The following is a 17,888-nucleotide window of genomic DNA, read 5'->3' on the forward strand; positions in this document are numbered from 1 at the left end:
TCGAATGCTGCAAATTCCCCTTTGGAAACGGGTGCTTATCTGGGGCGTGGTCCTGATCGGCCTGTCCTATGCCCTGCCCAACGCCTTCTACTCCCGCGTCGAGACCCATAACGACGCCGCCGCTCTGGTGGAGGCGGGGGCGGCCGAAACCGGGGAGATTGCAGCCGATCTGGGCCAGTGGCCCGCCTTCCTGCCGTCCAGCCTGGTGAACCTCGGGCTGGACCTGCGGGGCGGCGCGCATCTGCTGGCCGAGGTCCAGGTGGCCGATGTCTATGCCGACCGCATGGACGCCTTCTGGCCCGAGGTGCGCGACGCGTTGCGCGACGCCCGCGACACCGTCGGCACCATCCGGCGCCAGGACAGCCCGCCCGACCAGCTCCGCGTGCGGATCTCCAACCCCGAAGAGATCACCCGCGCCGTCGCCATCGTGCGCGGGCTGGCGCAACCCATCGTGTCCTTCACCGGGGTGGGGCAGGACGATATCGAGGTTTCCTTCGAGGGGGCCGACCTGATCATCGAGCTGTCGGAGGCCGAGAAACAGGCCACCGACGACCGCACCTTGCAGCAGAGCCTCGAGATCATCCGCCGCCGGGTGGACGAGGCTGGCACGCGGGAGCCGACCATCCAGCGCCAGGGCGAGGACCGGGTGCTGATCCAGGTGCCGGGCATCGCGTCGGCCTCGGAGCTCAAGGAGTTGATCGGCCAGACCGCGCGGCTCACCTTCAACCCGGTGGTCAGCCGCACCAGCGACCCGGACGCCCCGCCGGGACCGCGCAACATCGTGCTGCCCTCGATCGACGAGCCCAACACCTATTACGTGCTGGAACAGACCCCGGTTGTCTCCGGCGACCAATTGACCGACGCGCAGCCCTCCTTCGATCAGAACGGGCGCCCGGCGGTGAACTTCCGGTTCAATCCCACGGGCGCACGGCTCTTCGGCGAGTATACGGCCGAAAACATCGGTTCGCCCTTCGCCATCGTGCTCGACAACGAGGTGATCTCCGCCCCGGTGATCCAGTCCCATATCCCCGGCGGGTCGGGCATCATCACCGGGAATTTCTCGGTGGACGAGTCGACCCAGCTCGCCGTCCTGTTGCGCGCGGGCGCCTTGCCGGCGGAGATGATCTTTCTCGAAGAACGCACCATCGGCCCGGAGTTGGGCCAGGACAGCATCGAGGCCGGCGCGCTGGCCTGCCTGGTGGCGCTCGGCGCCGTGCTGGTGTTCATGATGCTCAGCTACGGGCTTTTCGGTGTGTTCGCCAATATCGCCCTGCTGCTCAACATCGCGCTGATCTTCGGGGTGCTGTCGCTGATCGGGGCGACCCTGACCCTGCCGGGGATCGCGGGCATCGTGCTGACCATCGGGATGGCGGTGGACGCCAATGTGCTGGTCTTCGAGCGGATCCGGGAGGAATTGAAGACCGCCCGCGGCCCGGCCCGCGCGATCGAGCTGGGCTACGAGAAGGCGCTGAGCGCCATCGTCGATGCCAACACCACCACCTTCATCGTCGCCGCGATCCTGTTCACCCTGGGCGCGGGGCCGGTCCGCGGCTTCGCGGTGACCCTGGGGATCGGGATCGTCACATCGGTCTTCACGGCCATCTTCGTCACGCGACTGCTGATCGTGCTCTGGTTCGAGCGCCGCCGTCCCAAGCAGATCGAGGTCTGACATGCGCCTGAAACTCGTCCCCTCCGAGACCAACTGGGATTTCTTCAAGTATGTCCGGCTGACCCTGGGCGCCTCGGCGGTGGCCATGGTCGCGTCGCTGGTGCTGTGGCTGTCGGTCGGGCTCAATTTCGGGATCGACTTCCTCGGCGGGACCACGATCCGCACCGAGAGCGCGCAGGTCGTGGATGTCGCCGCCTACCGCGCGGCGGTGGAGCCGCTGGGGCTGGGCGATATCTCGATCACCGAGGTGTTCGACCCCACCTTCGGCCCGGAGCGCAATGTCGCCATGCTGCGCATCCAGGCCCAGGAGGGCCAGGAGAGCGTGCCGCCCGAGACCATCCTCGCCATCGAGGAAGCCCTGCGCACCGTCGACCCCGAGATGACCTTTCCCAGCGTCGAGAGCGTCGGGCCCAAGGTGTCGGGGGAGCTGATCCTGACCGCCATGCTCGCGGTCGGGGCCTCGATGGTTGCGATCCTGTTCTACATCTGGCTGCGGTTCGAGTGGCAGTTCTCGATCGGCGCCATCGCCGCGCTGGTCCATGACGTGGTGCTGACCATCGGGATCTTCTCGCTGCTGCAGATCCGGTTCGATCTGGCGACCATCGCGGCGCTGCTGACGATCATCGGTTACTCGATCAACGACACGGTGGTGATCTTCGACCGGCTGCGGGAGAACCTCATCAAGTACAAGAAGATGCCCCTGCGGGACGTGATGAACCTGTCGGTCAACGAGACCCTGAGCCGAACGGTGATGACCTCGGGCACCACGCTTCTGGCACTTCTGGCGCTGCTGGCGCTCGGGGGGGACGTGATCCGGGGCTTTGTCTTCGCGATCTTCTGGGGGATCATCGTCGGGACCTATTCCTCGGTCTTCGTGGCCAAGAACATCGTGCTGCTTCTCGGGGTGAACCGCGAGCCGAAGGATCCCGAGAAGGGGAACCAGTTCGCGGGTATCGATGCCTGACCTGCTGCTGGCCGGGTGGGAGATCCCCGGCCTCGGCTGGATCATGGCAATCTCGGTTCTGGCGGGGCTGGTCTACGGTTTCGCGGGGTTCGGCTCGGCGCTGATCTTCATGCCGCTGGCCACGCTGTTTCTGGCGCCGCCGCTGGCGGTTGGGGCGTTCTCGCTGTCCTCGCTGGCCTCGCTCGTCACCCTGGTGCCCGATGCCCTGCGGGTGGCGGATCTGCGCGCCACGGGCGTGATGCTGGCCACGGCGCTGCTGGCGCTTTTTCCCGGGGTCTGGCTGCTGACGAGCTTGCCGGTCATGTGGCTGGAATGGGCGGTGTCGCTGACGGTGCTGGGCACGCTCGTCGCACTGATCGCGGGCTGGCGGTATACGCGTCCGCCCGGTGTGCCGGCCTGGATCGGCGTGGGGGCCGGGGTCGGGGTCATCGGCGGGGCGACCGGGCTGAACGGGCCGGTGGTGGTGCTGTTCCAGCTGGGTGGCCAGGACAGCGCGGTGCGCAGCCGGGCCAACACGGTGATCGTGCTGACCTTCAGTTCGCTTGCCATGCTGCCGGTCATGGCGTTGCAGGGCGCGATGCCCGCGGGTGCGGTAAGCCTCGGGCTCTGGCTGGTGCCGGCCTATGCGGTGGGCACGCTGATCGGCCGGGCCCTGTTCACCCCGGCGCGCGGTCGGTTATACCGGACCGTAGCTTATGTGATCATCGGGGCGGCGGGCCTTCTCGGTCTGCCGATCTCGTTCTGAGGAGAGAGCCATGCGTCTGAACGAAGTCGTCTATACGGATGCCATGCCGGTCGAGGGGTACGGCCCCGGCTTCTTTCGCGTCGGCGGGCAGGTCCACGAGGGGGCGCTGTACCTGTCGCCCGACGGGGTGCAGCGCTGGGGCGGGCTGGAGGATACCGCGCCGTTCCGCCACGATACCATCGATGTGCTGTTTCTCGGCATGGGGGCGGAGATCGCCCATGCCCCCGCGGCCTTCCGCGCCGAGATTGAGGCGCGCGGCATCGGGCTTGAGGTGATGTCCTCGCCCGCGGCCTGCCGGACCTACAACGTGCTGCTTTCGGAGGGGCGGCGCGTGGGCCTGGCCCTGTTGCCGGTGGTGCCCACCGCGTGATTTCGCCGCTTTCCCCGCCCGGTTCCATCGGATAAGCCAACCCCATGGAATTGCGCGTGGATACCGTGAGCTGCCAGCGCGGCGGGCTCGTCGTGCTCGAAGGGGTGAACTTCGTGGTGACACCGGGGGAGGCGGTGGTGCTGCGCGGCCCGAACGGCATCGGCAAGACCACGCTTTTGCGCACCATCGCCGGGTTGCAGCCGCCGGTGACCGGCACTGTGTCGGCGCCCGAGGACGCGATGGCCTATGCCGGGCATGCCGATGGGCTGAAGGGGCCGCTGAGCGTGCGGCAGAACCTGGAATTCTGGGCCGAAGTATACGGGCAGCGCGACATCACCCCGGCGCTGGAGCTTTATGCGCTGGGGCCGCTCGCGGACCGGCAGGCGCAGGACCTGTCGGCCGGGCAGAAGCGGCGGCTGGGGCTGGCGCGGATGATGGTGACCGGGCGGCCGATCTGGATCCTGGACGAGCCGACCGTTTCTCTGGATGTGGCCAATGTGGCGCTTTTCGGCGAGATGATCGCGGCCCATCTGGCGGGCGGGGGCATGGCGCTGATGGCGACCCATATCGAGCTGGGCGTGACCGCCACCACGCTGGATCTGGGGCCCTACAAGGCGGTGACGCCCGCCGAGGACATGGCCACCGACGAGGCGTTCCTGTGAAGGCGCTGTTGCTGCGGGACCTGGCCCTGGCGGTCAAGGCGGGGGGGGGCTTCGGGCTGAGCCTGGCGTTTTTCCTGATCGTGACGGTGCTGATCCCGTTCGGCGTGGGGCCGGATACCGGCATCCTGCGGGAGGTGGCGAGCGGGGTGCTTTGGGTGGGGGCGCTGCTGGCGTGCCTGTTGTCGCTCGACCGGATTTTCCAGCTGGATTACGAGGACGGGTCGATGGACCTGCTGGTCACGGCGCCCCTGCCGCTGGAGGGGTTGGTGGCGGTCAAGGCGTTTGCCCATTGGCTGACCACGGGGCTGCCGCTGACGCTGCTGGCGCCGGTGCTGGCGGTGCTGCTGAACCTCGACCCGGCGGGGTTTCCGTGGCTGGTGGTCTCGCTCGCGCTCGGCACCCCGGCGCTGAGCATGATCGGCACCTTCGGCGCGGCCCTGACCGTGGGGCTGAAGCGCGGCGGGCTGCTGCTGTCGCTGCTGGTGCTGCCGCTTTACGTGCCGACGCTGATCTTCGGGGCCGAAACCGTGCGGCGGGCGGTGGACGGGTTCGATATCGTCACGCCGCTCTTGATGCTGTCGGGGATCACCATGGGCGCCATCGCGCTGCTGCCTTTCGCGGCGGCTGCGGCAATCCGTATCAACCTGCGCTAGGCTCCGCGGCTTTTGGCCCGTTGCGGCCCGCGGCCCGGCGTCCTACTTTCCTGCCATGTCATTGTGGGAATACGCCAATCCGAAGAAATTCATGCAGACCTCGTCTGCGGTGCTGCCATTCGTGGCGGTGCTGACGGTGGTGTGCCTGACCGTGGGGCTGACATGGGGTTTTTTCTTCACGCCTGACGATTTCCGGCAGGGATCGACGGTGAAGATCATCTACCTGCACGTCCCCTCGGCGATGATGGCGATCAATATCTGGGTGATGATGCTGGTCACCTCCCTGATCTGGCTGATCCGGCGCCACCATGTTTCGGTGCTGGCGGCCAAGGCCGCGGCCCCCATCGGCGTGGTGATGACCCTGATGGCGCTCTTTACCGGTGCCATCTGGGGCCAGCCCATGTGGGGCACCTGGTGGGAATGGGACCCGCGCCTGACCTCATTCCTGATCCTGTTCCTGTTCTATCTCGGCTATATGGCGCTGTGGTCGGCGATCGAAAACGCCGACACCGCCGCCGATCTGACCTCGATCCTGTGTCTCGTGGGCTCGGTCTTTGCGGTGCTCAGCCGCTATGCGGCGAATTTCTGGAACCAGGGGCTGCACCAGGGCGCGACCCTGTCGCTCGACAAGGAAGAGAACATCTCGGATGTGTTCTACTTCCCGTTGCTGTTCTGCCTTGCGGGCTTCGTGCTGCTGTTCGTGACGCTGCTTCTGGTGCGGACGCGGACGGAAATCCGCGCGCGGCGCCTGTCGGCCCTGCGCCTGCGGGAGCGGCAAGCCGCATGATGCCGGACCTGGGCAAATACGCGCTGGAGGTGTCGCTGGCCTACGTGGTCTCGCTCGCCCTGATGGGGCTTCTGGTGCTGTGGACGCTGGCGCGCAATCGCAAGGTGCGCGCCGAGCTGCGCGCCTTCGAGGCGGCCCGCAAAGAGGCGAATGAGAAGGCGTGAGGCGCTGCTCACGGGCGGTGCGGTCCTCGCCAGCGCCGGAGCGGGCTACATCGCCTCGACCGTCTTTCTGCGCGACGACGCCCCCCCACCGCCCGAGCCCGGCGCGCGCGCAGGCCGGCCCGCGCCGCCGCTGACCCTCGGGCCGCTGCGCGATCAGCCGTTCCTGACCTATGCCGACCTGACCGTGCCGGGGCCGAAACTGGTCAACTGGTGGGCCAGCTGGTGCGCGCCCTGCCGGGCGGAGCATCCCAGCCTGATGGCGCTCGCCGCCGAGGGTGTGCCGATCCACGGGATCACCCATCGCGACACCGAGGCCGACAGCCTCGGCTTTCTCGCGGAGCTCGGCTCCCCCTTCGCCAAGCTCGGCGCGGACACGACGCTTGCGACCTATCGCGACTGGAACCTCACGGGCCTGCCGGAGACCTATGTCCTGAACGGAGAGGGGCGGGTGGTTCTGCGCCATGCCGGGCCGGTGCTGTCGAACATCGTGCGGGATTATATCCGGCCCGCCCTTGCGGCGGTCTAGGCCAGCTTCGGCGGTGGCCTATGGGCCGGGTCTGACCGCGCAGGAAAAGGGCGCCCGAAGGCGCCCTGTCCGGGTCGGTGCCGCGCGGATCATTCCGCCGCGACGGGGGCTTTTGCCAGGTTGCGCAGCACATAATGCAGCACGCCGCCGTTCTCGATATATTCGATCTCGACCTCCGTATCGATCCGGCACTTGAGGGTGATCTCCCGTGTGGTGCCGTCGCCGTAGGTGATGGTGCAGGGCATTTCCGACAGGGGCACGATCTTGCCGTCGAGCCCGGTGATCGAAACCGTTTCGTCCCCTTTTAGGCCCAGCGTCTTGCGGGTGTCGCCGCCGGTGAACTCGAACGGGATCACGCCCATGCCCACCAGGTTGGAGCGGTGGATCCGCTCGAAGCTCTCGGCGATCACCGCCTTGACGCCCAGAAGGCTGGTGCCCTTGGCGGCCCAGTCACGGCTGGAGCCTGCGCCGTATTGCTCGCCGCCGAAGATCACCAGGGGCGTGCCCATTTCCTGATAGGCCATGGCCGCCTCGAAGATCGAGGTCTGTTGCCCGTCGGGCCCCAGCGTATAGCCGCCCTCGACCCCGTCGAGCATCTCGTTGCGGATGCGGATATTGGCGAAGGTGCCGCGCATCATCACCTCGTGATTGCCCCGGCGCGACCCGTAGGAGTTGAACTCCCGCGGTTGCACCTGCCGTTCGGTCAGGTAGCGGCCTGCGGGGGTGCTTTCCTTGAACGAGCCCGCGGGGGATATGTGGTCGGTGGTGATCATGTCCCCAAGGATGGCGAGGATCTTGGCGCCTTCGATATTGCTGATCGTGCCCGGCTCGGCCGACATGCCCTGGAAATAGGGCGGGTTCTGCACATAGGTCGAGCTCGGCGGCCAGTCATAGGTCAGGCTGTCGGTGGTCTCGACGCTCTGCCATTTCTCGTCGCCCTTGAAGACATCCGCATACTTGGCCTGGAACGCCTCGCGGGTGACGGTCTGTTCGACCAGTTCGGCAATCTCCTTGGTGCTGGGCCAGATGTCCTTGAGGTACACATCGTTGCCGTCGCGGTCCTGGCCGAGCGGGTCGCGCGTGAGGTCCACGTTCATGTCGCCCGCCAGCGCATAGGCCACCACCAGGGGCGGGGAGGCGAGGTAGTTCGCGCGCACATCGGGGCTGATCCGGCCCTCGAAGTTGCGGTTGCCCGACAGGACCGAGGTCGCGATGATGTCGCCGTCGTTGATCGCCTCGGACAGCTCTTCCTGGATCGGGCCGGAATTGCCGATGCAGGTGGTGCAACCATAGCCCACTAGGTTGAAGCCGATGGCATCGAGATCCTCTTGCAGCCCCGCGGCCTCCAGGTAGGCCGAGACCACCTGCGAGCCCGGCGCGAGGGAGGTCTTGACCCAGGGCTTCCGGGTCAGGCCGAGCGCGCGGGCCTTGCGCGCCACGAGCCCCGCGCCGATCATCACGTAGGGGTTCGAGGTGTTGGTGCAGGAGGTGATCGAGGCGATCACGATGGTGCCGTCATGGATGGTATAGTCCGCGCCCCGCACCCGGGCGCGCTTGTGCTTGCCCCGGTCGCCGGGAATGTCGCGAGGGGCCACGGCGCCGCCCTCGTCGGTCCATTCGGCCTTGTCCTCTTCGTCGGCGCTCCAATCCGGGCGCTGTCCGGTGACATAGTCGCGGAACGTCTCGGCCGCCTTGTCGAGGGCCACGTAATCCTGCGGCCGCTTGGGCCCCGAGATCGCCGGCACGATCGTCCCCATGTCGAGGCTGAGCGTGTCGGTATAGACCGGCGCGTAATCGTCGCCGCGCCAAAGGCCGTTTTCCTTGGCATAGGCTTCGACCAGCGCGATGCGCGCCTCGTCCCGGCCCGTGGTGCGCATGTAGCGCAGGGTTTCGCCGTCGATCGGGAAAAAGCCGCAGGTCGCGCCGTATTCGGGCGCCATGTTGGCGATGGTGGCCCGGTCCGCGAGCGGCAGGTGGTCGAGGCCCGCGCCATAGAACTCGACGAACTTGCCGACCACGCCCTTGGCGCGCAGCATCTCGACCACTTTCAGCACCAGGTCCGTGCCGGTGGTGCCTTCCATCATCTCGCCGGTCAGCTCGAAGCCCACGACCTCGGGGATCAGCATGGAAATCGGCTGGCCGAGCATGGCCGCCTCGGCCTCGATCCCGCCGACGCCCCAGCCGAGCACGGCCATGCCGTTGACCATGGTGGTGTGGCTGTCGGTGCCCACGAGCGTGTCGGGATAGGCGACCTCTTGCCCGCTCTGGTCGGTGTCGGTCCAGACCGCTTGTGCCAGGTATTCCAGGTTCACCTGGTGGCAGATGCCGGTGCCCGGCGGGACCACGCGGAAATTGGCGAAGGCCGACTGGCCCCATTTGAGGAACGTGTAGCGTTCGATGTTGCGCTCGTATTCGCGGTCCACGTTCATCTGGAAGGCGCGCGGATTGCCGAACTCGTCGATCATCACCGAGTGGTCGATCACCAGATCCACGGGGTTCAGCGGATTGATCTTCTCGGCGTCGCCACCGAGCCCCACGATCCCGTCGCGCATGGCCGCGAGATCCACGACCGCCGGCACGCCGGTGAAATCCTGCATCAACACCCGGGCCGGGCGATAGGCGATCTCGCGCGGGTTCTTGCCGCCCTTGTCGGCCCAGTCCGCGAAGGCCCGGATGTCGTCCACCGAGACCGTGCGGCCGCCATCCTCGAACCGCAGCATGTTCTCCAGCACGACCTTCAGGGCCGCGGGCAGTTTCGAGAAATCGCCGAGTCCCGCGGCCTCCGCCGCCGGGATGGAATAATACGCAAGGGACTGGTCGCCGACGCGCAGGGTCTTGCGGGTCTTGGCGGTGTCCTGACCGACTGTGATGGGCATGAGATGGCTCCCCAATCTGGTTAAAGGGTGTCGCTATTTGCGCTATAGACCCAGTTGCCGGAACGGATCAAGCGGTGGGTATTCCACAGTGTACAGGAGGACCAACGCCCTGACCTCCAAGCCGGTTCCGGTCTGGCCCGCGCGCACGGCCCCCTCGCAATTCGTTGATTGGTTGTTGCAGTCCCCGTGGGCTAGATAAGCTGCAGGAAGAGAAGGACAGACATGCGCATCCTTGGCACGCTATTCGCCCTCTGGGCCGCGGCATCCGTGGTCACAGCCCCCGCCGCTTCGGCTGACGAAAAGACCGTGGTGGTGGAGTTGTTCACCTCCCAGGGGTGTTCCTCCTGTCCACCGGCGGATGCTCTGCTGGCAGAACTCGACAAGTCCGCGGACGTGATCGCGCTCGCGCTGCACGTGGATTACTGGGACTATATCGGCTGGAAGGACAGCTTCGCCGACCCCGAGAACACCGAGCGGCAGCGCGGCTATGCCCGGGCCGCCAAGGCGCGCAGCATCTTTACCCCGCAAATGGTGATCGGCGGCGTCGATCACGTGATCGGGTACAAGCCGATGGATGTGGCCAATACCGTGCAGAAGCATCGCGCCGCGCCCGACGGCGCCACGGTGTCGGCCCGGCTGAATGGCGATACGGTGATCATCCGCCTGAGCCCCGGCGACGCGCGGGGCGCCATGGTCGTGAGCCTGGTCGGCTATGTCCCGAAGGAGACGGTGAAGATCAAGCGCGGCGAGAACGCGGGCAAGACCATCACCTATACCAACACGGTGCGGGAATTCGTCTCCCTGGGCACCTGGGACGGACGGGCGCAGAAGGATCTGCGTCATCCCAAACCCGCGGGAGAGGCGGCGGTGGTGTTGGTGCAGAAGGCCTCCCACGGGCCGATGGTGGCCGCTGCGCGGGTCGAGTGATCTGCGCGCTCAGAGCCGGGTCACCCCGATCATGCCGTCCCGTGTGACTAGGGCGGCAAGGGCTTCCGGCGACAGGGTTTCGGTGCCTGCGGGCCGCTGCGGGATCACGATATAGCGCATGTCGGCGGTCGAATCGTGCACCCGCACGGTCATCCCCCGGGGCAGTTCGGTGCCGAATTCCGCCAGCACCCCGCGCGGGTCCTTCACCGTGCGGGACCGGTAGGCGCGGCTCTTGTACCAGTCGGGCGGCAGGCCCAGCAGGTTGCGCGGATAGCACGAGCAGAGCGTGCAGACGATCACGTTGTGGACCTCTGGCGTGTTCTCCACCGCGATCAGGTTCAGCGTGCCGATATCATACCCCATTTCGCGGCAGGCCTCGGAGCCGTCGGCCAGCAGCCGCGCCCGAAAGGCCGGGTCGGTCCAGGCCCGTGCCACCACCGCCGCGCCGTTGGCCGGGCTGCGGGCGTCCATCTGCGTGACCTGGGCGGTGACCTCCGCCGGGGTCAGAACGCCCTTTTCGATCAGCAACTCGCGCAGGGCGATCTCGGTCAGCTGCGCTTCGGTCAGGGGGCCGTCCTGGTCGGGGCGGTGCGGGTGCGGGGCGGCGTGATCATGGGGCATCGGCGGGCTCCAGCCAGTGTTCGTAGATCTCCGCGTCCAGCGTGTCCTCGGGATGGGGGGCTTGCGCGCCCCAGACCTCGGCCATGGTGAAGCGCACCCGGTAAAGCGGCACCTCCGGCGCGGGCAGGCGATATGCCAGCAGTTCGGGATTGGGAAAGGCGGGCAGGCGGCGTTCGATCACGCCGGTCTTGCCGCGCAGATAGGCCGGGGTGCGAATATGGCCCGGCGGCATCCAGGTCTTGACCCGCACGCGGTCGGGCAGGGGGGCGCGCTCAGTCACCGCCCGTGACCGTGCCATAGGTCTCGCCGCGGGCGCGGATCTCTTCGATCCGGGCGGCGATCTCCGCCGGGGTGACGGCGCCAGCCTCGACGAGGTTGCGGCGCAGGGCCATCACCCAGCGTTCGTAATAACTCAGGCTCTCGAAGGCCTCGGGCCCCATGTCTTCCAGCGCGCGGCGCAACCCGTCCACGGAAAACAAACCCTTGCCCTGGCACAGGATGACCAGCGCATCGACGCGCTTCTCCCACAGGGCGAAATCGTGTTCGGAGGGCAGGACAGGGCCCGCCGCATCACCGCCCATGTCGAACCAGCTCTTGGCGGTCAGGGGCGGCGGGGAAGGGGGGTCAGATGTATCGCTCATGGCCCGAGCCTAGGCCGGATCGGGGGTGTGGGCAACGGGGGGCGTGCCCGGCAAAAAAAGCCGCCGCGCGCTGGGAGGACCCGCGCGGCGGCCCAGGCTCAGAAGCTGAGAACACGCGCCTCGGGCGCCATCAACTTCGCGGCCATCTCTTCGGGCTTGGCCACACCAACACCCTCCAGGAGCACCGAAGCATCTTCACCGCGCCCGGGCAGATAGATCGCGCAGACCTCCACCGTGGCGCCCGTATTGGCCTGAATCGCCTTCATCAGCCCCTGGGGGCTCATGTCCTTGGGCGGCTGGCCGGCGGTGGCACCGGCCGGCGCGTCGCGCAGGCCAAGATCGCCCGCCGGGCCGCAGAGCAGGATATGGGCCTCGGCACCCTGCTGTGCAGCCTGCATGGTCAGCACCATGGCCATCAGCTGGGTTTGCGGCTCGGGCGAGGTCACCACGGTCACCACTTTCGAGGGGCCTTCGGCCAGGGCCGAGACGGTCGAGGTGAGGCCGATCAGGGCGGCGAGGGCGACGGATTTCAGGAAAGGCATGGATGGCTCCTTGTGATTGGGACGGGCTGGCCGGAGGGGTCCGGACCGCGGCACCGTGCCGGTGGTCTCGCACCGCTCTTGCCATCTCCGGGCCGGGTTGCACGGTGACAAAGTCACCTTGGCCCGGCTGTGTCCGGGATTTTTCCCGCGCGCGCCGGTGATGTGCGGTTCTCGGCGCGGCGGAATGTGTTTGTCATTCGGGCAAAGACGGCGACCGACCGCTACGCGGGCGCAAGACGGCGCGCTGCGAGGGTGGCTATATCACGGCGCGGCCGTCGCCCAGGACGCCGGCGGGCGCTGCCGGAGTGAGGTGGAATGTCGTCTGCTCCGGCAGAGGGTGCGGGGCCTTGGGACCGGTCGCCGCGGGGTGCAACGGGCCGCTCAGGCCTCTTCGACGATCAGGGCGATCTCGCCATCCGCTTCCAGTTTGCGGATCGCCATGACCACGTCGGTCATTGCCGTCTCGCCTTCCCTGGCGGGCACGGTCCCGATTTCCGCCATCTCGTCGCGCAACTGGTCGGCCATGCGCTTGGACATGTTCTCGAGGATGAACTCCACCACCTGCGGATAGGCTTCCGCGCCCGCGGCGAGGGCGCGGACCAGCACATCGCCATCCACCTCCCGGGTGATCGCCGGAATGTCCTTGGCGCTGACCCGGTCGGTGATATGGGCGAAGGTGAAGATCGCCTTGCGCACCTTGCTGGCGAACCCCTCGTCGGATTCGTCCAGCCCGGTCAGCAACTCGTCGCGGGTGGCGGCCGCCGAGGAATTCAGGATATCGCCCAGGCGGGCCACCGGATCCTTGGCGAAGGCCTGCGCCGGGGCCGCTTCGATCCGCACGCGCAGGCTGTCACCGATCTGGTCCACCAACATCGGGTTGATCCCGCTGGTCTGGGAAATCGCAAAGGTGATCCGCCGGGCGCGCGCCCCGGGCAACAGCCCGAGCACATCAGCGGCCTTGCCGACCTTGATCTTCGACAGGATCACGGCGCAGATCTCGGCGCTTTCGCCGTCGATCAGGGGCACGATCGCCTCGGCCTCCATCTCCGACAGGATATCCCAGATCGAGCGTTGCGCGGTCAGCCCGGCCTCCCTTCGCAAGGCCAGCGCGACGTCTTCGGAGATATGGCCCGAGAGTTTTTCCAGCGCGTCGTTGAGCCCCTTGGGGAAGGACAGGCCCAAGTCGTCCAGCTCGCTCACAAATTCCGCCACCACGGCCTGCAACTGGTCCCGCGAGATCGGCTTCAGCTGCCCCATCTCCTGCGCAAGGGTCGCCTGCTGGTGCGCGGTCAGCCCGGTCAGGTCGGGCGCCAGACCGTCTTCGAGCAGGAGCCGCAGCACCACGGCCGCCTTCTGCCGTCGCGTCAGCGCAAGGCCCGCGCCCGCGGGTTTTGAAACTGTTGCCGTGCTCACCCGGTTCTCCGCCTGCATTCACCCGGTCAGGTGTGGCAGGTGAACCTTAATGCCCGGTTAGGGCGCGGCGTTTTTCAGTAGGCATAGCCGCTGTTGCTGCGCAATGCCTGTGCGAGGGAGAACGCCGCCCAGGTCTCCCGCCCGCCACGGGCCCTGATTTCGCGCAGTTCGGTCCGCGCCCCGGCGCGGTCCCCCGCGGCCAGAAGGCCTTGCGCCATGTAGGACCGCGCCGGGTGATAGTCGGGATCCGCGGCCAGAGCGGCACGGTAATAGTCCATCGCAGCGGGCATGTCCCCGGTCATGCGCGCTACGAACCCCCGGTAGGTCAGCGCCCGCACGTCGCCCGGATCGTCAAAGCGCGCCAGAACCGCAAGCGCCCGGTCATAGGCCCCGGCATAGGCCAGCTCGCGCACGGCGTCGTGCCGGTCGTCATCGGACAGGTGGCTCTGGTCCGCGCGCACGCACCGCTCCAGCGCAGCGTCCCAGATCATCGGACCCGTGCAGATGGTGGTGGTGTCGGTCTTGACCGGAGGTGCGAAAATCTCGCCTCCGGCCGCGAAGGCCGAGAGGGGCAGGGCCGCCAGCGCGGCGATCCATATCAGACGCATGGCGCATCCCCCCGTCCTTGCCTGCGGGCCGCGCCCGGACGCAGGCTGCAAATGAAAACGGCCCGCCGTAACGGACCGTTTCCGGAATTCCAAAACAACAAGGCTCAGCCGGTGATCGCGGTCACGCAGGTCTGGCTGGCCGCGTCCCAGGTCGTGCCTTCGGCACAGCTGGCGACGGTCTGTTCCATCTTCTTGCCCCAGTTGCACTCGGCCAGGGCAAGGCCCGGCGTGAAGGCCAGGATCGCGGCAGTAAAAATCGCGGGTAGGCGCATATCGTCTCTCCGTGTTTTTGAACGCAGTAACGGTAGCACGGAAATCGCGCCTGCAAAGCCTTTTCTGTGGTGCCGGTTTCAGGGCGGCGCGTTTTGCGCTCAGTCGCCGAAAACCCGGGCGAATATCGTGTCCACATGCTTGGTATGATAGCCGAGGTCGAATTTCTCCTCGATCTCGGCGGGGCTGAGCGCAGCTGTGACATCCGGGTCGGCCAGCAGTTCGGCCTTGAAATCGGTCCGATGCTCCCAGACCTTGAGCGCGTTGCGCTGCACGTAGGTGTAGGCGTCCTCGCGGCTCACGCCGGCCTGGGTCAGGGCCAGCAGCACGCGCTGGCTCATCACCAGCCCGGGGAACTTGTTCATGTTTTCCAGCATGTTCTCCGGGAAGATCAACATCTTGTCGACAACCGAGGTCAGCCGCGCCAGCGCGAAATCCAGGGTGATGGTCGCATCCGGGCCGATCATCCGCTCCACCGAAGAGTGGGAGATATCCCGCTCGTGCCACAGTGCCACGTTCTCCATCGCCGGGATCACCGCCGAGCGGACCATGCGCGCCAGCCCCGTCAGGTTCTCGGTCAGCACCGGGTTCTTCTTGTGGGGCATGGCCGAGGAGCCCTTCTGCCCCATGGAGAAGAACTCCGCCCCCTCCAGCACTTCGGTGCGCTGCATGTGGCGGATTTCCACCGCGATATTCTCGATGGACGACGCCACGACGCCGAGCGTGGCGAAGAAGGCCGCGTGCCGGTCGCGCGGAATCACCTGGGTGGAGATCGGCTCGGGCACCAGGCCGAGCTTGTCGCAGACATGCTCTTCCACGCGCGGGTCGATATTGGCGAATGTGCCGACCGCGCCCGAAATCGCGCCCGTGGCGATCTCGGCCCGGGCGTCGCGCATCCGGCTGAGATTGCGGTCCATTTCCGCGTAGAACCGCGCGAAGGTCAGGCCCATCGTGGTCGGCTCGGCATGGATGCCGTGGGACCGGCCGATGCGGACGGTGTCCTTGTGTTCCAGCGCGCGGCGCTTCAAAGCTTCAAGAAGGTCTTCCAAGTCCTTGATAAGAATATCTGCCGCGCGGGTCAGCTGCACGTTGAAACAGGTGTCGAGCACATCGGACGAGGTCATGCCCTGGTGCACGAAGCGCGCCTCTTCGGCGCCGACATGTTCGGCCAGATGGGTCAGGAACGCGATCACGTCATGCTTTGTCACCGCTTCGATCTCGTCGATGCGGGCCACGTCGAACTCCACATCCCGGGCCTTCCACACGGCCTCGGCATTCTCGCGCGGGATCACCCCGAGATCCGCCATGGCGTCGCAGGCATGGGCCTCGATCTCGAACCAGATGCGGAACTTGGTCTCGGGCGACCAGATGGCGACCATATCGGGGCGGGAATAGCGGGGGATCATGGGCGGAGCCTTGCGTTTGACACAGTTTGCGGGCGTCATACGGGGCATGGGCAGGACGAACAAGGATCAGAGGGGTCGCAGGCGGTGCTGAGCCTGGCGGAGTTCACGGGCTGCTGGTCCCTGTCGCGCGAGATCGCGGACCGGCTGGGCGGGTCCGGGCGGTTTGACGGGGCGGCGGTGTTCAGCCCCAGCCCGGACGGGTTGCTGTATGAGGAAGAGGGGAGCTTGACCCTGGCCCGCGGCGGCGCCTTCGCGGCGCAGCGCAGCTATGATTGGCGCGATGAGGGCGGGACGGTGGCGGTGCATTTCGCCGATGGCGCGTTCTTTCACCGCTTCGCGCTGAGCGAACGGCCGGAGGCGGCCCATTTCTGCGCGCCGGACCAGTACGACGTTGCCTACGATTTCTCCGCCTGGCCGGACTGGACGAGCCGCTGGACCGTCCGCGGCCCGCGCAAGGATTACGAAATGACCAGCCGCTACCGGCGCGCGGACTGACGGGGCCGCACCATCCCGGCGCGGCACCCCGGGCCAGCGGCGTGCCATGAGTATTTTTGCAAAGATGAAAGAGGATGCGTGCGCCAAGCCCGGGTCGTTAACCTTGACCGCCCGGTCGCTTGGCGGTCTTCGGCTTTGTGCGAATACGCATGTCGAACCTTGGGGTTCTGCGCGCGTCGGTAGGACCTCTCTCAGGCGGGCACGGCCAGTTCGGTGACGATGCGTGCGCCGGTCTCGAGCGTGCGATGCACCGGGCACTTGTCCGCGATCTCCAGCAGCCGCTCCTGCTGCGCCGTGTCCAGATCGCCCTCCAGGTGGATGCGGCGCACGAAACTGTCGATGCGGTCATGAGCGCCCTTGGCGTCCTGGCCGTGCACCTTGTCGTGCATCACGTCGACCGAGACATGGGTCAGGGGCCAGCCCTTCTGGCGGGCATACATCCGCAGGGTCATCGAGGTGCAGGCGCCCAGCCCGGCGGCCAGCAACTGGTAGGGTGTCAGCCCGCGATTGGTGCCGCCATAGGCCAGCGGCTCATCGGCCTGGATGTGATGGGAGGGGCCCGCGCTCACGTCCTGCAGGAACCCGGCGGGATCGGCCTCCGACACCCGGGTGATCCCCTCGGGCACGCCCGGGGGCGGGGCGGGCGGGCGCAGGTCCAGGTATCGCCCGACCCAAGCGGCGATCACTTCGGCGGCGTAATCCGCATCCGCAGCGCGGGTGATCAGGTGGTCCGCATCGTCGAGGGTGACGAAGCTCTTGGGATGTTTCGCGGCCGCGAAGATCTGCGTGGCGTTCTCGATCCCCACCTGCGCGTCCAGCGGCGCGTGCAGCACTAGAAGGGCGGCCTTCATCGCGGCGATCTCGGGGGCCAGTTTCTCGGCCGTCACATCCTCGACGAACGCCTTGCGGATCCGGAAGGGCCGCCCGCCCAGCTGCACCTCGGCCTCGCCCTGCGCCGCGATCGTCTCCAGCGCCTCGGCGAAATTATGGGTGACATGCCCGGGATCGAAGGGCGCGCCGATCGTCGCCACCGCCTTGACCCCCGGTATGCTGCGCACCGCTTTCAGCACGGCCGCCCCGCCCAGGCTGTGCCCGATCAACAGGCTGGGCGCCATGCCGCGCGCCGCCAGCGCCTCTGCCGCCAGCCGCAGGTCGGCGACGTTGGACGAAAACGTGGTGTTCCTGAACTCGCCTGCCGAATGCCCCAGCCCGGTGAAATCGAACCGCAAAACCGCGATCCCCATGGCCGCGAGCCGCTGCGCGATCCGGCGCGCGGCGGGGATGTCCTTGGAGCAGGTGAAGCAATGGGCAAAGAGCGCGGTGGCCAGGTGCGGGCCCTCGGGCAGGTCGAGACGCGCGGCAAGGGTGTCGCCGGAATGGCCGGTGAAGGTCAGCTTTTCGGTAGGCATGGGGCAGCTCCGTGGTTGGAGCCAGAGAATGGGCGCGGGCCGTGCCGCGAACAACCCATGTGTCAGCCCCGTCACGCAAGGGTGACGACGCGCGGGCACGATGAAACAATCGGTGCGCCACGCAAAAAGGGCGCCCGAAG

The 17,888-nt window shown here is 67.2% G+C and carries 21 protein-coding genes; 11 read left to right on the plus strand and 10 right to left on the minus strand.

All coding sequences use genetic code 11. The annotated features are described in order from the left end of the window. Positions 1-4: 4 nt before the first annotated feature. The 9 genes from secD to PVW48_RS00980 are packed head-to-tail and all read left to right on the plus strand — an operon-like array spanning position 5 to position 6,540. On the plus strand, positions 5-1,669 hold the full coding sequence (gene secD / locus PVW48_RS00940) for a protein translocase subunit SecD (protein ID WP_274579879.1): 1,665 nt from the start codon (positions 5-7) through the stop codon (positions 1,667-1,669). 1 nt (position 1,670) lies between these two features. Beyond that, complete coding sequence (secF, locus tag PVW48_RS00945; RefSeq protein WP_274579880.1) at positions 1,671-2,633, plus strand: protein translocase subunit SecF; 963 nt, start codon at positions 1,671-1,673, stop codon at positions 2,631-2,633. Next, positions 2,626-3,378, plus strand: coding sequence for a sulfite exporter TauE/SafE family protein (locus tag PVW48_RS00950; RefSeq protein ID WP_274579881.1), 753 nt, complete (start codon positions 2,626-2,628; stop codon positions 3,376-3,378). Before secF ends, PVW48_RS00950 begins: the two co-directional genes overlap by 8 nt. Before the next feature lie 10 nt (positions 3,379-3,388). Continuing rightward, positions 3,389-3,748: an Mth938-like domain-containing protein gene (locus PVW48_RS00955; protein ID WP_274579882.1), complete on the plus strand. Its 360-nt coding sequence runs from the start codon at positions 3,389-3,391 to the stop codon at positions 3,746-3,748. A 44-nt stretch (positions 3,749-3,792) separates the two neighbouring features. After that, positions 3,793-4,410, plus strand: a complete 618-nt coding sequence (gene ccmA / locus PVW48_RS00960) for a heme ABC exporter ATP-binding protein CcmA (protein ID WP_274579883.1) — start codon at positions 3,793-3,795, stop codon at positions 4,408-4,410. After that, positions 4,407-5,063, plus strand: coding sequence for a heme exporter protein CcmB (gene ccmB, locus PVW48_RS00965; protein WP_012178526.1), 657 nt, complete (start codon positions 4,407-4,409; stop codon positions 5,061-5,063). Before ccmA ends, ccmB begins: the two co-directional genes overlap by 4 nt. Positions 5,064-5,118: 55 nt before the next feature. Further along, positions 5,119-5,850, plus strand: a complete 732-nt coding sequence (locus PVW48_RS00970; protein ID WP_012178525.1) for a heme ABC transporter permease — start codon at positions 5,119-5,121, stop codon at positions 5,848-5,850. Next, entirely contained in the window at positions 5,847-6,014 is a 168-nt protein-coding gene (gene ccmD / locus PVW48_RS00975) for a heme exporter protein CcmD (protein ID WP_083768367.1), read from the plus strand. Before PVW48_RS00970 ends, ccmD begins: the two co-directional genes overlap by 4 nt. After that, on the plus strand, positions 6,001-6,540 hold the full coding sequence (locus tag PVW48_RS00980; protein ID WP_012178524.1) for a redoxin family protein: 540 nt from the start codon (positions 6,001-6,003) through the stop codon (positions 6,538-6,540). Before ccmD ends, PVW48_RS00980 begins: the two co-directional genes overlap by 14 nt. Before the next feature lie 89 nt (positions 6,541-6,629). Here PVW48_RS00980 and acnA read toward each other — a convergent pair whose 3' ends face one another. After that, the gene (gene acnA / locus PVW48_RS00985) at positions 6,630-9,416 is read right to left on the minus strand and encodes an aconitate hydratase AcnA (RefSeq protein ID WP_274579884.1); all 2,787 of its coding nucleotides are present in this window, start codon (positions 9,414-9,416) and stop codon (positions 6,630-6,632) included. A gap of 222 nt (positions 9,417-9,638) precedes the next feature. Here acnA and PVW48_RS00990 point away from each other — a divergent pair, with 222 nt between their 5' ends. Continuing rightward, complete coding sequence (locus tag PVW48_RS00990; protein ID WP_274579885.1) at positions 9,639-10,343, plus strand: DUF1223 domain-containing protein; 705 nt, start codon at positions 9,639-9,641, stop codon at positions 10,341-10,343. A 9-nt stretch (positions 10,344-10,352) separates the two neighbouring features. Here the strand turns inward: PVW48_RS00990 and nthA are convergent, their stop codons facing one another. The 8 genes from nthA to purB all read right to left on the minus strand — a co-directional run bounded on the left by nthA (position 10,353) and on the right by purB (position 15,844). Continuing rightward, positions 10,353-10,964 (minus strand): nitrile hydratase subunit alpha, encoded by a 612-nt coding sequence (nthA, locus tag PVW48_RS00995; RefSeq protein WP_274579886.1) that lies wholly within the window; start codon positions 10,962-10,964, stop codon positions 10,353-10,355. After that, positions 10,954-11,262, minus strand: coding sequence for an SH3-like domain-containing protein (locus tag PVW48_RS20070; protein WP_012178520.1), 309 nt, complete (start codon positions 11,260-11,262; stop codon positions 10,954-10,956). Before PVW48_RS20070 ends, nthA begins: the two co-directional genes overlap by 11 nt. Continuing rightward, on the minus strand, positions 11,237-11,605 hold the full coding sequence (locus PVW48_RS20075) for an SH3-like domain-containing protein (protein ID WP_012178519.1): 369 nt from the start codon (positions 11,603-11,605) through the stop codon (positions 11,237-11,239). The genes PVW48_RS20070 and PVW48_RS20075 overlap by 26 nt, the downstream gene beginning before the upstream one ends. A gap of 98 nt (positions 11,606-11,703) precedes the next feature. Beyond that, entirely contained in the window at positions 11,704-12,147 is a 444-nt protein-coding gene (locus PVW48_RS01005) for a hypothetical protein (RefSeq protein WP_012178518.1), read from the minus strand. Positions 12,148-12,528: 381 nt separating this feature from the next. Then, positions 12,529-13,560, minus strand: coding sequence for a flagellar motor switch protein FliG (locus tag PVW48_RS01010; RefSeq protein ID WP_274579887.1), 1,032 nt, complete (start codon positions 13,558-13,560; stop codon positions 12,529-12,531). Between the two features lie 74 nt (positions 13,561-13,634). Further along, the gene (locus PVW48_RS01015) at positions 13,635-14,168 is read right to left on the minus strand and encodes a tetratricopeptide repeat protein (RefSeq protein ID WP_274579888.1); all 534 of its coding nucleotides are present in this window, start codon (positions 14,166-14,168) and stop codon (positions 13,635-13,637) included. Between the two features lie 104 nt (positions 14,169-14,272). Further along, positions 14,273-14,440 carry a hypothetical protein gene (locus PVW48_RS01020; protein ID WP_012178515.1) on the minus strand — a complete coding sequence of 56 codons (168 nt, stop codon included), beginning with the start codon at positions 14,438-14,440 and terminating at the stop codon, positions 14,273-14,275. Positions 14,441-14,539: 99 nt separating this feature from the next. Beyond that, the gene (gene purB, locus PVW48_RS01025; protein ID WP_044027725.1) at positions 14,540-15,844 is read right to left on the minus strand and encodes an adenylosuccinate lyase; all 1,305 of its coding nucleotides are present in this window, start codon (positions 15,842-15,844) and stop codon (positions 14,540-14,542) included. Between the two features lie 84 nt (positions 15,845-15,928). Here purB and PVW48_RS01030 point away from each other — a divergent pair, with 84 nt between their 5' ends. Beyond that, a complete protein-coding gene (locus PVW48_RS01030) occupies positions 15,929-16,339 on the plus strand; it encodes a DUF6314 family protein (RefSeq protein ID WP_274579889.1) in 411 nt (136 codons plus the stop codon). Between the two features lie 191 nt (positions 16,340-16,530). Here the strand turns inward: PVW48_RS01030 and PVW48_RS01035 are convergent, their stop codons facing one another. Further along, positions 16,531-17,748, minus strand: a complete 1,218-nt coding sequence (locus PVW48_RS01035) for a bifunctional alpha/beta hydrolase/OsmC family protein (RefSeq protein WP_274579890.1) — start codon at positions 17,746-17,748, stop codon at positions 16,531-16,533. Between the last annotated feature and the right edge of the window lie 140 nt (positions 17,749-17,888).

This window comes from Dinoroseobacter sp. PD6 (genome assembly GCF_028807315.1).
GTDB lineage: Bacteria > Pseudomonadota > Alphaproteobacteria > Rhodobacterales > Rhodobacteraceae > Dinoroseobacter > Dinoroseobacter shibae.

Coding starts and splice junctions, on each gene's coding strand:
- PVW48_RS00970 (WP_012178525.1), top strand. CDS start 5,119: ATGTCATTGTGGGAATACGCCAATCCGAAGAAATTCATGCAGACCTCG.
- nthA (WP_274579886.1), bottom strand. CDS start 10,964: ATGCCCCATGATCACGCCGCCCCGCACCCGCACCGCCCCGACCAGGAC.
- PVW48_RS20070 (WP_012178520.1), bottom strand. CDS start 11,262: ATGGCACGGTCACGGGCGGTGACTGAGCGCGCCCCCCTGCCCGACCGC.
- purB (WP_044027725.1), bottom strand. CDS start 15,844: ATGATCCCCCGCTATTCCCGCCCCGATATGGTCGCCATCTGGTCGCCC.
- secF (WP_274579880.1), top strand. CDS start 1,671: ATGCGCCTGAAACTCGTCCCCTCCGAGACCAACTGGGATTTCTTCAAG.
- PVW48_RS01020 (WP_012178515.1), bottom strand. CDS start 14,440: ATGCGCCTACCCGCGATTTTTACTGCCGCGATCCTGGCCTTCACGCCG.
- PVW48_RS01015 (WP_274579888.1), bottom strand. CDS start 14,168: ATGCGTCTGATATGGATCGCCGCGCTGGCGGCCCTGCCCCTCTCGGCC.
- PVW48_RS00950 (WP_274579881.1), top strand. CDS start 2,626: ATGCCTGACCTGCTGCTGGCCGGGTGGGAGATCCCCGGCCTCGGCTGG.
- PVW48_RS00990 (WP_274579885.1), top strand. CDS start 9,639: ATGCGCATCCTTGGCACGCTATTCGCCCTCTGGGCCGCGGCATCCGTG.
- ccmA (WP_274579883.1), top strand. CDS start 3,793: ATGGAATTGCGCGTGGATACCGTGAGCTGCCAGCGCGGCGGGCTCGTC.
- PVW48_RS01035 (WP_274579890.1), bottom strand. CDS start 17,748: ATGCCTACCGAAAAGCTGACCTTCACCGGCCATTCCGGCGACACCCTT.
- ccmD (WP_083768367.1), top strand. CDS start 5,847: ATGATGCCGGACCTGGGCAAATACGCGCTGGAGGTGTCGCTGGCCTAC.
- PVW48_RS00980 (WP_012178524.1), top strand. CDS start 6,001: ATGAGAAGGCGTGAGGCGCTGCTCACGGGCGGTGCGGTCCTCGCCAGC.
- PVW48_RS00955 (WP_274579882.1), top strand. CDS start 3,389: ATGCGTCTGAACGAAGTCGTCTATACGGATGCCATGCCGGTCGAGGGG.
- acnA (WP_274579884.1), bottom strand. CDS start 9,416: ATGCCCATCACAGTCGGTCAGGACACCGCCAAGACCCGCAAGACCCTG.
- PVW48_RS01005 (WP_012178518.1), bottom strand. CDS start 12,147: ATGCCTTTCCTGAAATCCGTCGCCCTCGCCGCCCTGATCGGCCTCACC.
- PVW48_RS20075 (WP_012178519.1), bottom strand. CDS start 11,605: ATGAGCGATACATCTGACCCCCCTTCCCCGCCGCCCCTGACCGCCAAG.
- secD (WP_274579879.1), top strand. CDS start 5: ATGCTGCAAATTCCCCTTTGGAAACGGGTGCTTATCTGGGGCGTGGTC.